This is a genomic window from Pseudenhygromyxa sp. WMMC2535, assembly GCF_011083025.2.
Genome location: NZ_JABJWV010000001.1, coordinates 8908534 through 8923194 on the forward strand (window position 1 = coordinate 8908534; position 14661 = coordinate 8923194).

The following is a 14661-nucleotide window of genomic DNA, read 5'->3' on the forward strand; positions in this document are numbered from 1 at the left end:
TCCCGGGCACCGAGCGCGGACAAGCGCGCGCAGCTTTGGTTATCTTGCGCGGATGAGCCTCGGCCGAGCAGCCCCGCCCGAGCGGGTCTTGCGGGTCCTCCCGACCCGCGAGCACGTCGCCGAGGCGCTGCGCGAGCGCGTGCGGGCGCAGGGCGTGGCCTTGGCGCTGGGGCTGATCGATCTTCGCAGCCTCGAAGATCGCCTGCTGCGAGCCTGTGCGCTCGAGCCCGTGGGCACCACCGAGGCGCGCCTGGCCCTCGCCGCCGTCGCCCCCGCGGCCGCGCGCGGGACCACCCTCGCCCAGCTCGCCCGCGAGCCGGGCTTCGCCGAGTCCTTCTTGGTGCTCTGGGACAACCTGCGCCGCGCGGGCCTCGACGCCCGCGGCTTCTCGCAGCTCGCGGCCCGGCTCTCGCGGCGCGGGCAGAGCCTGACCGGGCGGCGGTTCACGGCCCTCGCAGAAATCGCGACGGCCTATGAAACAAAACTGGGCCAGCGCGGGGTCTTCGATGGCGTCGGCGCTCGGGCCCGCCTGCCCGAGCGCGTGGCTGATCGCGAGCGCCTCGGCGACGCCCGGCTGCGCGCCCTGGTCGACGGGGCGAGCTGCCTGGAGGTCGTCGTCGGCGGCGAGCTCCCGGTGATCCGCGCGCGGCTGTGGCAGGCCCTCGCCCGCCGCGGCCTCCAGGTCCGCGCCGAGGTCCCCGTGCTCCCCCCTGCGCTCGCCGGTGCGGAGCTCGGCGGCGCGGGGCTGACCACCGAGCTCGCCACGGCCCTCGAGATCCTGCGCCGCAACCTCGTGGAGGAGGCCCCGGCCGTCGAGCTGATCTCGCGCCCGCTGACGGGCGAGGGCGCGGGCCCGCTGGCCGCCGCCGGGCTGATCCCCTTCGTGCCCGAGACCCAGGCCGCGCGCCTCGTCGACCCGGCGCTGCGCGGCAAGCTCGAGCTGATCGACGCAGGAGACGAGCGCGCCGAGCTGCGCTCGGCCTGCGCGAAGATCCGCGCCCTCCTCCAGGCCAAGGTCGCGCCCCACCGGATCACCGTCGCGCTCCCGCGCCTGGGCATCGCCCGCGCCCGCGTGCTCGCGGCCTTCGACGCGGCCGAGATCCCCGTGGAGGAGTCGCGCGGCCAGCCGGTGATGGACGCGGCCCCGCTGCGCCTGGCCTTCGCCCTGATCGAGGCGGCCGAGCGCGACCTCCCCCGCGAGGCCCTGGCCGCCGTGCTCGAGTCGGCCTACGTCGCGCGCCGCGACGCCCCGCTGCTGCTCGCGGCCCTGCGCGACGCCGGCTCGCGCGACGATCGCGGCGTCGGTCACCTCGGCCGGCTGCGCGCCCACGCGGCCAAGCTCGCCCAGCCCTCGCCCTTTGGCCTCGACAAGCCCGAGCGCCGCGCGGCCAAGTCTGCGCGCTACTTCATGCTCGCCGATCGCTGGGAGCGGCTCTTCGAGCGCCTGCGCCTGCCTCGGCGCGCGACCTTGCGCGCGCACCTCGACGCCGTGTTCGCGGCCCTGCGCGCCCTGGGGATCCCGCGGCGCTGCCTCTCGCTCCCGGACCTCGGCCAGGGCAGCCGCGAGCGTCGCCTCGAGCGCGACGCGGTCGCGGCCCTGGCCCGCGATCGCGCCGCCCTCGAGTCCCTCGAGATCGCCGGCCACGGCCTCGACCAGGCCGCCGCCGCCGTCGGCCTCGCCGATGAGCCCGTCCCCCTCGCCGACTTCCGCGCGCACCTCGAGGCCGCCCTCGCCGGCGTCCGCGAGCGCCCCCCCGGCGTGCGCGGAGCCGGCGTGGCCCTGCGCGACCTCGACGAGGTCGCCGGCTCGCGCTGCGACGTGCTCGTGCTGCTCCACGCCGTCGAGGGCGAGCTCCCCGGCCCCGGGCGCCCGCTGCCCTTCCTCGACGAGGACGATCGCGCCGCCCTCGATCGCGCCGCCGGTCGGCCCGTGCTGGCCGCGGTCCGGGGCGCCGACGCGGGCGCCTTCGCCATGGCCATGGCCGCGGTCCGCGGGCGCGCGATGATCACCTGCCACCGCCAGGACGCCGGCGGCCGCGAGGTCGTGCGCTCGCGCTACTTCGTGGCCCTGGCCACGGCCCTCGGCCACGCCAGCGTCGAGCCGCGCCCCGCCGGCGTCGTCCCCAGCCTCGTCGAGTGCAGCGCCCGGGGGCAGGTGCTCACCCGGGTCGTCATGCTGCGGACCAGCCCCGACTCGGCGCGCGCCCGCCTCGAGGCCGCCGCGCGCACGCGGCCCGAGCTGGCCCGCGCGCTCGACTGGGCCCAGGCCCGGGCCGAGACCCTCGAGGGCGCGCAGATCAACCTCGACGGCCCCGCCCTCGACCGCGCCCACGCGCGCCTGGGCTTCGTGTGGTCCGGCGAGCGCCCGCCTGTCCCCGAGTCCAAACCCGAGCCAGCGCCCGAACCCGCGCTCGCCACCCTCCCGCTCACCCCCGGCCTGGTCTGGCGCGGCTCCGCCACCTCCCTCGAGGACTACGCCGCCTGCCCCTTCCGCTTCCACGCCGCCCGCGTGCTCCACCTGCGCCCGCGGCCCTCGATCCGCGACGACCTGAGCACCGCCGAGCAGGGCAGCATCCGCCACGAGGTCCTCGCCGCGGCCATGCAGGCCATGCGCCGCGAGGGGCTCACGCCGCTGATCGGCGGCGACCAGACCCAGCGAGAAGATCGCCGCGCGCACGAGATATGCGAGGAGATCCTCGATCGCTGGCAGGGCGTCGAGCGCACCGGGCCGTGGCCGCTGTGGCTGCTGCACCGCGACCTCGTCCACCGCGACCTCGGGCGCCTGCTCGAGGGCGAGCGCCGCGTGGCCATCGAGGGCTGGGAGCCCGAGGAATTCGAGCGCGGCTTTGGTCTGCCCGATCCCGAGGCGCCCGCGCGCATCGAGGGCCCGCCCCTGGCGATCCCCGATCGCCGCGGGGCTCGCCGCCTCGAGCTCGTCGGTCGCGTCGACCGCATCGACTACCGCGGCGACAGGCGCGAGCGCGAGGGGCTGATCCTCGACTACAAGTCCGGGCGCGTCGGCGATCGCCTGCGCTACGACCAGCTCGCCCGCACCCAGCTCCAGCTCCCGCTCTACGCCGCCTGGCTGGCCACGCGCCACCCCGAGCTCGGCTACACCGACGCGGCCTACGTGTCCTTGCGCGACGGCGAGCGCTCGCGGGCGAGCTTGCTCGATCTCTCGCTGTCGAGCATGGAGCTCGACGGCCTGCTCGAGCTCGACCCCGCCACCCGGGCCGAGCTACGCGCCCGCCGCTTCGAGCCCAGCGGCGAGCTCGGGGCGCTCGACGATGCGGACGAAGCTCCGGACATGGACACGGGCACGGACCCGCGCGCAGCGACCGACGCCGAGCGCGACGGCCTGGTGGCCGTGGGCGCCCTCGACCTCCCGACCACGGGCCAGCGCAACCTGGCCGACAACGTGTGGTCGCTGCTCGCGGGCGTGGCCGCGGGGCGCTTCGACGTGCGCCCCTACGACCCCGGCCGGGTGTGCCGCTACTGCCCCTACGGCGCGATCTGTCGCGTCGAGCGGGGCGACGATCGCGAGGAGCCGAGCGCATGACCGACGTGCTCAGCGAGCTCGGCGAAGCCAGCGAACCCGCCGACGCGGGCCCCAACCTCGAGCTCGACGCCAACTTGGTGCTCGCCGCGGGCGCGGGCGCGGGCAAGACCCACGCCCTGGTCACCGTGGCCCTGAGCCTCTATGTGGGCGCCGGCGCCAGCGGCCGCCCTGCCCTCGATCCCGCCGAGGTCTGGGCCGTGACCTTCACCGACAAGGCCGCCCGAGAGCTGCGCCAGCGCATCCTCGATCGCGCGGCGGCACTGGCCGCGGATCCCCAGGCGGCCCTGCTCGCCGAGCCCGAGCTCGCCGCGCTGATCGAAGCCCGCGGCGCGCCCGTCCCCCCCGGGCGCTGGCGAGCGATCGTCGAGCAGCTCCCGCTCGCGCCCATCGGCACCTTCCACTCGCTGTGCGCCCAGGTCCTGCGCGGCTTCGCCGTCGAGGCCGGCGTCGATCCCAGCTTCGAGGTGCTCGAGGAGGCCGGCGCCGGCGAGCTCTTCGAGCTCGTCCTCGACGAGGTCCTGCTGCGCGAGCTCGAGACCGAGGACTCCAACGCGCGCGCCGTGGCCCGGGCCCTGGGCGGGCCGACCCAGCTGCGCGGGGCCCTGCGCCGGCTCCACGCCAAGCTCGGCGAGGAGGGCCGCGACCCCGAGTCGCTGCTCGTCGACGGCGACGGCCGGCCGCAGTCGGGCTTCGACGCCCTCGCGTCTCGCCGCGAGCTCGTCGACGCCTGCGAGGCCCTCGCCGAAGCCATCGCCCTGCTCGAGCCGTCGAGCGAAGACCGGCTCCAGCCGACCCTGCGCGCCCTGGCCATCGAGCGCCGGCGCATCGGGGGCTGTGAGTCGGAGGCCGTCGAGCGCTGGTACCCGGCGCTGGTCCGCGTCGCCGCCCAGCGCCGCGGCAAGGGCAGCCTGCCCAAGCGCGCCCGCCGGGTCTGGGAGCCCTTCGCCGCGGCCTGGGAGCGGGTCCAGGACGCCGTCGCCAGCCTCGCCGAGCAGGCCCTGGCCGCGCGCCTCGTCGCCCTGCTCTCGGCTCTGTCGCGGGCCTACGCCGAAGAAAAGCGCCGCCAGGGCGTGCTCGACTTCGTCGACCTCGTGCGCGGCGCTCACGATCTGCTGCGAGACGATCGCATGGTCCGCGACCAGCTCCAGCGCCGGGTCGGCGCGCTGCTCGTCGACGAATTTCAGGACACCAACGGCCTCCAGCTCGACCTGGTCCACCTGCTCGCCGAGGCCCGCGATCACCTCCGCGAGCTCGGCCGCGGCCAGCGGGCGAGCGAGCACCTGCCCCTGGGCGCGCGCCTGTTCGCGGCGGTCGGCGATCGCAAGCAGTCGATCTACGAGTTTCGCGGCGCCGACGTGGCGATCTTCCAGCGCCTCGCCGCCCAGGCCCGCGGCGGCCAGGACGGCCTGCGCCTGGCCGCCCTGCGCCGCTCGTGGCGCTCGCGCCCCGGGCTGGTCGCCTTCGCCAACACCACCTTCTCGCGCCTGCTGATCAGCGACGACCCCGCCGGCTTCGCCGTCGACTGGATCGACGAGGTCGACACCCTCGAGCCCGTGCGCGAGGATCACCCCAGCCAGGCCGAGCTCCCCGCGGTCCAGCTGCTGTGCAGCGACCCCGAGCTCGACCCTCGCCTGCGCCGCGGCCACGAGGCCGAGCTGCTCGCCGAGCACATCGCCTTGCTGCTCGAGGCCGCGCCCCCGCTCGGCCGGGCCGGACCCGATGGCGCCCCCGCGCCCCTGCGCGGCGCCGACGTGGCGATCTTGATGCGCACCCACGGCCACGTGGCCCGCTACCGCCGAGCCCTGCGCGAGCGCGGCGTGGCCTCGGTGGTCGTCGGCGGCCGGGGCTTCTACGCCGCCCGCGAGGTCCGCGAGCTCGTCGCCCTGATGCTGGCGATCGCCGACCCCGGCGACAAGCTGGCCTCCGCCGCCGTGTGGCGCTCGCCGATCTGGGGCATCGACGACGCCAGCTTGGTCACCCTCGCTAGCGCCGGCGAGGTCGCCCTCTCGGCCCACGCCGAGGGTTGCAGCGTCGAGGACCTCGACGACCCCGCGGCCGTCGCCGCGATCACCCACATGGGTCGGCTCGTCAACCGCCTGCACCACGAGCTCGATCGCCTCGGCCCGGCCCGAGTGCTGCGCTTCGCCGTCGACCGCCTCGCCGTGCGCGAGGTCCTGGCCTGGGACGACGCCGGCGAGCAGCGCATCGCCAACGTCGACAAGCTGCTGAGCCTGCTCGGCTCGCGGGCCTTCGCCGGGCTCGGGGCCCAGGCCGCGGCCCGGCGCCTGCTCGAGCGCAGCGAGGACGTGCTCGACCGCGAGGCCCCGGCCGAGGTCGCCGCCGCGGCCGATCCCAAGGCCGTGCGCATCATGACCGTGCACGCCGCCAAGGGCCTCGAGTTCCCCGTGGTCGTGGTCCCCGAGCTCGGCGCCGAGCCGCGCGGCCAGGAGGGCCCCGTGGTCTTCGAGCGCGAGCTCGGCCTGGCCGTGCTCAGCCCCGACCTCGTCGGCCGCCGCCGGCCCAGCCCCCACGCGCAAGCCATCCACGAGCGCCTCGCCGCGCGCCGCGACGCCGAGAGCCGGCGCCTGCTCTACGTCGCGACCACGCGCGCGCGGGACCTGCTGATCCTCCTGGGCGAGGCCCCCGAGGGCCGCGGCAGCGAGGGCAACTGGCGGCGGATGCTCGACACCCTGCTCCCGGATCTCGGCGACCTCGTCGAGGTCGTCGAGGCCCCCGGCGCGACCCGTGACGACGACGAGGGCAGCGACGACGCCATGGGCTGGCTGCTCGAGCGCGTGGCTCGAGTGCGCGCGGCGACGTCGAGCGGCGGCCAGGCGAGCGCGGCCGAGGACGCGCGCGCGGAGCAGGATCGGGATCGAGACGAGACCCCAGACCCAGACTCGGACCCAAACCCAAACCCAGACCAGACCGCCGCGCCCACGCCCGAGCGCCAGCATCCCCTCGGCCCGCGCGAGGACCTCGCCGAGCTCGACGCCGCCCTCGCGCGCAGCGACGCCCTGAGCCTGACGGACTGCGAGCTCGAGCTCTCGCTCTCCGGCCTGGCCGAGTTCGACAAGTGCCCCCGGCGCTACCTCCTGTCCCACGTCGTCGGCGTCGACACCCCCGCCACCCAGGAGCGCGAGGCCATGCGCGGCCTCCAGCTCCTGCCCTTCGTGCCCCGCCGCGGCGCGGACGAGGACGACCCCGGAGATCACCGCCCGCCGAGCCTCGCCGAGGCCCGCGCCCGCGGTCGCCTGGTCCACTACCTGCTCGGCCGCGTCGACCTCGATCGCCTCGGCCGCGATCCCCAGCAGGCCCTCGACGCCTTCGCCAGCCAAGACCACATCCCCGACGGGCTGTGGCAGGAGCTGCGCGGCGACCTGCTGCGCCTGGCCGAGCGGCCGTGGGTGCGCGAGCTCGTCGCCATCCACCGCAGCGATCCTCGCCGGGTGCTCCGCGGCCTGCCCTTCGCCCTCGAGGTCGTTGCCGAGCACGAGGCCCCCGCCCGCGACGACGAGGCCCGGCTGCGGCCGCAGCTCGACCTCTTCGCCCCGCCACCGACCACGGGTCCGGCCGCGCTGCCCAGCGGGCGGGTGATCGTTCGCGGCCGCATGGACCTGGTGTGGATCGACGACGCCGGCCGGCTCAACCTCGTCGACTGGCAGTACGCCCGGGCGCCGCGCGGCGACGACGACAGCGGTGGCAACGACGACGACAGCAGCGAGCTCGCCCAGCTCGCCCTCGACCCCGAGTCCGTCGCGGGCTTCCGCCGCCTCACCCAGGCCTGGGCCCTGCGCCGCATGTGGGGCCCCGAGATCCCCCTGCGCGCCGGTGCCGTGTTCTTGCGCGAGGCCGCGGCCGACCCCGGCCTCGTCACCCTCGCGCCCGCGACCTTGGCCAGCTTCGAACAGCGCCTGCGCCGGAGCGCCGGCCGGCTGCTCGCCGTCGAGCTCCTCGCCGACGCCGGAGGGGCACCGGGGGTCGACGAGGAGCCGTGGCCAAAGCTCGAGCACCAGTCTCGCTGTGGCACCTGCGTGCACCTCGGCCGCTGCTGGAGCCTCGCGCCTGACACTCGAGACGAGCGAGACGACACCGAGTCTCCCGCCGACATGGCGCCCCCGCCCCCCGCGGATGGCGCCCCCGCACACGCCCCCCTCGCACATCTCGACGCGCCCCCCTCGAGCCCAGACGCCGCGCACCTCGACGCTCCTCCCCACCATCTCGAAGCCCCGCCCCACGAGCTCGACGCCCCGCCCCACCATCTCGACGCTCCTCCCCACCATCTCGATGCTCCTCCCCACGAGCTCGACGCTCCACCCGCGCACCTCGACGCCCCCTGGTGGGAAGACCTCCCCCCCGAGGTCCTCGACGCGTTCGAACCAGCGGACGAAGATCTCGCCTTTGGCGAGAGCCTCGATCACGAGCTCGACTTCGAAGACCCATAGTCACCGCGAGGTTTTGGCCATGGGCACCGGCGGCTTTCACCGCGGGTTGCCAGTCGGTACCCTGGCGACCATGAAGCTGCGCAGCGAGTCATTCACCGACGGCGACCGCATCCCCGGAGAGTTCGCATTTTGTGTCCCCGCCGACGAAGGCCACGTGACCTTCGCGCCCAACCGCAACCCGCACCTCGCCTGGTCCGATGTCCCCGAAGGCACCAAGTCCTTCGCGATCATCTGTCACGACTCCGACGTCCCCTCGAAGGGTGACGACGTCAATCGAGAAGACAGGAGCGTCCCCGCCGCGCTCCCTCGTGTCGACTTCTTCCACTGGGTATTGATCAACCTGCCAGCCGGCTTGCGCGAGATTGGCGCGGGCACACATAGTGACGGTGTGACTGCGCGAGGAAAGTCTCCAGGACCTGCCCCCGCCGGCAAACAGGGTATTAACGATTACACCAATTGGTTCGCTGGAGACGCGGATATGTCGGGAGATTACGGTGGTTACGATGGCCCCTGCCCGCCCTGGAATGACGAGTTGCTCCATCACTATCACTTCACGATCTACGCCCTCGACATCGAGAGTCTAAATCTCGATGGGAACTTTACCGGCCAGCTGGCCCGGGAGGCGATCCGCGGGCACATCCTCGCCGAGGCCAGCCTCACGGGTACCTACACCCTCAACCCGAGGCTCAAAGCGTGATCTAGCCACTTCGGCGGATTGACCAATTCGGTCAGTCCGCCCATTCTGGCACCGTGCCCCGGGCCAAAGCCTTCAATCCCGATGAAGCCCTCGATCGTGCAGTCGAGCTATTCTGGCGTCGCGGCTACGACGGGACGTCAATGGCGAAGCTGCTGGAGTTCATGGGAATCAGCCGCCAGAGCCTCTACGACACCTTCGGCGACAAGCGGAGCCTCTTCCTCTCGGTCATGGACCGCTACCAAGAGCGCACCCACGAGACCCTCGAGGACATCTTCGCCAAGCACGACTCCGGACTCGCGGGGATCCATGCGGTCTTCGACTGGGTGCTCGGCGCCGTCGTCGAACATCCAGATCACCGCTCGTGCTTGATGGCAAACTCTGCCCTCGAGCTCGGTCAGCGTGATCAAGCCGTTCGCGAGCGCGTCTGCGAGCACCTCCAGCGCGTCGAGGAGCGCTTCTTCACCGCCCTCGCCCAGGCCCAGGCCTCCGGGGAGCTGCGCAGCCACCAGGATCTCCGCGCCCTCGCCCGGCTGCTGACCAACGCCATCCACGGCCTGGGCGTGCTCAGCCGCGGCGGGCTGCCGAGCGCGACGCTGCGCGACAGCGTGGGCGCGACCTTGGCCGCGCTCGGCGGCGTCGCCCGCGAGGCCAAGCGCCACGAGCCCGAGCGCAGCCTCCAGACTTGAACGAGATGTCCTCCCCCGGGCGGGGAGGCTCAGCTGGCCGTGGCCAGCGCCTGCTCGAGCTCATCACAGCGCTCGCGAACCTCGGCCAGCTGCTCGCGCAGCGCGGCGAGCTCTTCGCTCGACATCTCGCCGACGGCGTCGAGGTCGCCAAAGAACTCGCCGCGGTCCGCCACGCACTTGCGCAGGCGGTTGAGGCTCTTGACGAAGCGAGGCAGGCGCGGGCGCCCGCCCCGGCGCGCGCGCTGGGGCAGGCGCTCGCGGATCGGCTGGGCCTCGCGCTCGAGCTCGGCCACGGTCCACGCCCGCTCCATGGCGGCGTCGAGCAGGCGGCGCTGCTCCTCCCGAGGGAGCCCGAGGACCACGCGCAGGTGGCTGCTGCCCATGCCCGCGTCGACCCAGCGATCGATGCCACCCAGGCCCTCGCTGAGCTCGTAGAGCGCGATGGCGCGGTACAGGCCCGAGCAGCTCAGCGGGCGGTCGAGCTGGCGGGCGAGCTCGCGCAGGGACACGGACTTGGGGCCCCGCCGCCGCCAGCTCGAGAGGTCGCCGTCGTAGAGGCGATCGATGATCAGCCGGCCGATCTCGACCGCTTGCTCGACCCCGTCATCGGCGACCATCGACTCGAGCTCGCCCGCGAGGGACTCGAGGGAGTCTCGCAGTGACGTGGAGCGCGGCGAGCTCACAGCCAACACGGGGCGGAGCGCTGCGGGGGTCTGGCCATTGGTCACGAGCGTGGCTTGCATCGATTTTGGTAGTGATCACGACGAACGATCCCATTAGCTCCCCCCTCCATAACGCCGTTCAACGGAACAAACCGACAATCAAGCCGGTGGCGCGCAGAGCGACCGTGAACCCGTCGACGAAGCGCGCGTCGAGCCCATCTCCAATCCACGGGCCTGGCGCCCCCTCGCACAGCGCGTCGGCGCAGTGGCGCCAGTGCATGTTGATGTGGCTGGCGATCTCCACCCCCAAGGCGAGATCTGCGATCACCCAGCCCTCGAGCACGATCGCCGGGCGGACCAGCGCGCCAAAGGAGCTCAGCCGAGCGGGCGCGGCGTCGGCGAGCAGCACCCGCCGAGACAGCCCCAGCCCGAGTTCGAAGCCGAGCTCCGCGGCGCTGTCGCGGCCATCGCGGCGCGGCAAGATCACGATCCCCCGAGCCGTGACCACGCCCCCGTCCGCGCTCCCGCCGACGAAGGGCCCGGCCGGGCGGTGCATCTGCCGGACCCAGCCGCCGCCGACCCACCAGTGATCGTCGAGGCGCCAGCCCAGGCCGAGGCGCAAGGCCAGCCCAGGCAGCGCGGGGCTGTCCGAGTCTCCCCGGGCGCAGCGGCCCTGAAAGACGAGCCCGGGCTGACACAGCGCCACGCCGATGGCGACCTCCAGGCCGGGGCCGCTGCGGTAGGGCTCGCCGTAGAGCGGGGACTCAGCGGGGAGCTTCGCCTGGGCGCGGGTCGGCGCGAGCGCGGCGAGCAGCGTCACCGCGACGATCGACAGCGCGCTCGCCAGCGACGAGCCACGCAGCCGAGCGCGCGAAGGTGGCGTCACCCAACGATGATCCGGCACGCGCGCGCGCGGTGCAAGTCAGCGCTCCAGGGCGCCGAGCGTGCCGCACCACAGCTCCTCGGCGTAGAAGAAGCTGAGCAGCCGAGCCTCGGCCGTGCTGGTGTCGACGAGCAGCGCCATCACCGGCGGCGCGCCCACGGCCGGCTCGCAGCGCGCCCGCTCGTCGCCAAAGCGACGCAGCTGCCTGGCGCCCACGGACAGGGCCCGCGCGGCGCTGCCCGTGCCCGCGTCGTAGCGCGCGAGCTGGCGGACCATGCCCAGGCCGGGCACGCGGAAGCTGCCGTCGTTGGCCAAAAAGCGCGCGTCGTAGGCCGGGGCCTCTTCGCGGCGGTAGAGCTCGCCCAGGGCCGCGACCTCGGTCCTCAAGGTCTCGAGATCCCCCGGCGAGAAGCGCCTGCGCGCCGGGGTGCACAGCTCGTCGAGGGCGCCGTAGACCTCGGTCAAGGTCGCGAGGCGCTCGGCGAGGATCATCCAGCGCGCGTCGAGCTGCTCGCCGCCGAGCTCCGCCGCGACCCGGGCCGGCCCGCGCAGATCCTCGACCACGTCGCGGCCAAACTTCGCGGGGCAGTCGTCGGGGATGTAGCCGCCGGGCTCGACGCTGCCGATCCGCGCCGCCCCGGTCAGGAACATGCGCGGCGCCGTGGGGCAGGCCTGCGGGTCGCCCCCGGCCACGCACCCGGCGAAGCCCTCGAGGTAGGCGTGGTAGCGCTCCCCGCACTGCTGCCGCGCCCAGGCCTCGTCGCTGGCGAAGGCCTCGCGCCCGCGCGGGGTCTGGTAGCCGCTCAGGGCCCCGTCGAGCTCGGCGACCACCGGGGCGAGCTCGCGCAGATAGATGGCCCCGAGGACCGCGTCGGCGTGATCCAAAAACGGCTCGATCAGCTCGAGGCTGCGGGCCTGACCGTCGAGCAGGCCGGCGAGCGCGGGCTCGCAGCTCCCCACGGCGCCGACGGCCAGCTCGCGCCAGCTCGCGCTGTCGACCGCGACCGGCCCGAGCAAGAGCACCGCAGGGTCCCCGCTCTCTGCCCAGCTGGCGAGGCGCTCCTCGTCGAGGTCGAGGTCCTCGGGCAGCTGCCAGCGCGTGCGCCCGTCCTCGCCGAGGCTCGCGACGAGGGGCGGGTCTTCGAGCACGACCTCGTCGAGAGCCACGCCCGCCCCGCCCCGCCCGACCAGAGAGCGCAGCGCGGTGCCCGGCGCCAGCCGAGCGATGGCGGCGCTGACCTGCGCCGCGTCGAGCTCCCCCGCCCGCGCGAGATCAGGCGCGACGCCGAGGCCCACGCGCGGGTACCTGGTCAGGGCCTCGCGCAGGCCTTCGAGGTCGCCCGCGACCGCGATCGGCGGCTGCCAGTCGAGGTCGAGGCTGGGCATGGGCAGGCCGTCGACCGGTGCCGGCGGGCCCTCGGGCAGCTCACCGACCGCAGGGATCGCCGCCGCGGGCTGGCTCGCCGACGCGCCGCTGGCCGAGCAGGCGACGACGCCCGCCATGGCCGGGGCGAGCACGCCCAGGCCGAGCAGCGCGATGCCCCAGATCAGCCGCCGCCGGGCGTCCGCCCCGAGCTGCGTCGTGGCCGTGCTCACCATGCCGGGCCAGCATACGCAGGGCCCTCGCGGACCCCCGTGATCCGCCGCACCCGCGACACCGCGAGCGAACGCCTCCGTGCTCCGCCGCACCTTTCACCGCCGCGCAGGTCATCTCGCTCACGGCTACGCCTGCGCCTCTAAGCCCTCTCCGCACGCCGCGTCGCGTGAAGACTCGATCACTCCAGCCGTGCACGGCGCACCTTCGCGGCTCGCTCCGCGTCGCCTGCGACGTGGCCTCGCGCCCGCCAGGCCGCCGCCTCGCGCGGTCCCCTGCGGCGCCTCCACTATACTGAGCACGCTCATGGCCTCGCCTCGCCGACCCCTCCGAGCCCTCGCCCTGGCCGCCCCGGCCCTCGGCGCCGCCGCCCTCGCCGTCGCGTGGGCCGTGACCCCCGTCAACGCGGCCCCTGGCGCCAGCGACAGCCCCACGCCCGACGCCCCCACCCCCGAGCCCAGCGCGGCCGACAGCGCCGACGACGAGGCCCTGCTCGAGTTCCACTTCAGCCCCGTCGCCGACCTCCAGATTGCGATCTGGCTCGAGGACGCCGAGGGCAACTTCATCGAGGACGTGTTCGTCACCCAGGCCACCGGCAAGCTCGGCATCGCCAACCGCCCCGGGCTGTTCGAGTTCGTGTCGAGCTGGCGCGCGCCCTATGGCCCGCGCGAGAGCGTGCTCCCGATCTGGGCCCACCGCCGGGGCAAGACCTACCCAAAGATCATCTTCCACGACGCCAACACCAGCAACCACACCTCGCTGGGCTTCCACGAGGGCTCGAGCTCGGCCGAGACCTACTTTTGCCGGCCGCTGACCCCGAGCGAGGACGAGGCGATCGTCGACACCATGACCTGCCCCTCGCCGGCCACCTTCCAGTCGGACAAGGGCGAGTTCTCCGACCAGACCTCGGTCTACCCGCCGCGCAACGACCTGACCAGCTTCGAGGACGACGACGACTCTCCCGACGCCAAGGAGTATGCCGCGCTCAACGAGCTCGACGGCGTCACCCGAGCCACCCCCTCGGCCGGCCCCTACCTCCTCGGCCACCGCCTGCGCCGGGGCGACATCGCCGATGGGCCGCTGACCGCGTGGATCGAGGTCTCGCTCGAGCGCGACGAGAACGAGGACTGGGACTTCGACCGCGAGGAGGACCACTGGGTCGACCCCAAGCTCCCAGCCTACGGCCGCGAGTTCCTCGGCCAGCCGGCGGTCGTCTACAAGGTCGAGTTCGACCCCGCCGAGCCCGGCTACTACCCGATCACCGCGTACGAGGGCTACGCCGACCTCGACGGGGCCACGGGCACCATCCACCCCCCCGACGACACCATCTCGACCACCGAGGGCAGCGGCGCCGACCGCCTCCAGGCCTTCGACAAGTTCGACGCCAGCGCGCGCTTTGGCGTCTACAGCCACGGCTGGACGGAGCCCGGCGAGGACAGCGACACCGGCGGGAGCTGCTTCGACGTCGACCTCCCCCCACTCGAAGCGCTCGTCGTCGAGGCCACCTCCTTCGACGAGGTCGAGGCCAGCTTCCGCGTCCCCGAGCTCCCCGAGGGCGTCGAGATCACCCACCTGCACGCCTACTACAAGACCCCCGAGGTCGCCGTCCTCGACCCCACCCAGTCGACCGAGATCAGCGGCGTGCCCACGGTCTGCAACGGGGTCGACACCCGCCTGTGCGTCGACGCCCTGCCCGGCGAAGAGATCAGCGTCTCGATCCCCCAGCTCTTCGGCAATTACACCTACACGGTCGGCGTGACCTACGAAGACAACTGCACCAACGAGTCGCCGCCGGCCTACATGGACGTCACCACCCCGGTCCAACCCTTCCAGACCATCGACGGCGCCTGCTTCATCGCTACGGCCGCGTGGGGCAAGGGCTGGGGCGAGGAGCTCCAGGCTCTGCGATGGTTCCGCGACGAGTACATGGTCGGCAAGCCCCTCGCCCACGACATGGTTCGCATGTACTACGCCTACGGCCCGACCCTGGCCAAGATGATCCGTGACGTGCCCCAGGCCCGGGCGATGGCCCGGTTGGTGCTCCGGCCGATCGCTCGCCTCGCCCGCGACGCGGTCGAGGCTGGGAGCGAGGGTCAGGGCGAAGCTCGCCCCAGCCCAGCGCTCGAGCCCTGATC

8 protein-coding genes are annotated in these 14661 nt (G+C 74.0%); 5 read left to right on the forward strand and 3 right to left on the reverse strand.

The genetic code is table 11. The features are described from left to right. Positions 1-52 precede the first annotated feature (52 nt). The 4 genes from G6O69_RS41720 to G6O69_RS34340 all read left to right on the forward strand — a co-directional run bounded on the left by G6O69_RS41720 (position 53) and on the right by G6O69_RS34340 (position 9387). Positions 53-3559, forward strand: a complete 3507-nt coding sequence (locus tag G6O69_RS41720) for a PD-(D/E)XK nuclease family protein (protein ID WP_172307687.1) — start codon at positions 53-55, stop codon at positions 3557-3559. Then, positions 3556-8004 carry a UvrD-helicase domain-containing protein gene (locus tag G6O69_RS34330; RefSeq protein ID WP_172307688.1) on the forward strand — a complete coding sequence of 1483 codons (4449 nt, stop codon included), beginning with the start codon at positions 3556-3558 and terminating at the stop codon, positions 8002-8004. The genes G6O69_RS41720 and G6O69_RS34330 overlap by 4 nt, the downstream gene beginning before the upstream one ends. 70 nt (positions 8005-8074) lie before the next feature. Beyond that, the gene (locus G6O69_RS34335) at positions 8075-8701 is read left to right on the forward strand and encodes a YbhB/YbcL family Raf kinase inhibitor-like protein (RefSeq protein ID WP_172307689.1); all 627 of its coding nucleotides are present in this window, start codon (positions 8075-8077) and stop codon (positions 8699-8701) included. A gap of 53 nt (positions 8702-8754) precedes the next feature. Beyond that, the gene (locus tag G6O69_RS34340) at positions 8755-9387 is read left to right on the forward strand and encodes a TetR/AcrR family transcriptional regulator (protein WP_172307690.1); all 633 of its coding nucleotides are present in this window, start codon (positions 8755-8757) and stop codon (positions 9385-9387) included. 29 nt (positions 9388-9416) lie between these two features. Here G6O69_RS34340 and G6O69_RS34345 read toward each other — a convergent pair whose 3' ends face one another. Genes G6O69_RS34345 through G6O69_RS34355 form a run of 3 tightly spaced genes read right to left on the reverse strand, consistent with a single transcriptional unit; the run spans position 9417 to position 12531 of the window. Next, on the reverse strand, positions 9417-10130 hold the full coding sequence (locus G6O69_RS34345) for a hypothetical protein (RefSeq protein ID WP_172307691.1): 714 nt from the start codon (positions 10128-10130) through the stop codon (positions 9417-9419). Positions 10131-10188: 58 nt separating this feature from the next. Next, positions 10189-10935: a hypothetical protein gene (locus G6O69_RS34350; protein ID WP_172307692.1), complete on the reverse strand. Its 747-nt coding sequence runs from the start codon at positions 10933-10935 to the stop codon at positions 10189-10191. Between the two features lie 36 nt (positions 10936-10971). Further along, positions 10972-12531, reverse strand: a complete 1560-nt coding sequence (locus G6O69_RS34355) for a hypothetical protein (protein ID WP_172307693.1) — start codon at positions 12529-12531, stop codon at positions 10972-10974. Positions 12532-12607: 76 nt separating this feature from the next. Here G6O69_RS34355 and G6O69_RS34360 point away from each other — a divergent pair, with 76 nt between their 5' ends. Then, positions 12608-14659 (forward strand): CFI-box-CTERM domain-containing protein, encoded by a 2052-nt coding sequence (locus G6O69_RS34360; RefSeq protein ID WP_176397257.1) that lies wholly within the window; start codon positions 12608-12610, stop codon positions 14657-14659. Positions 14660-14661 lie beyond the last annotated feature (2 nt).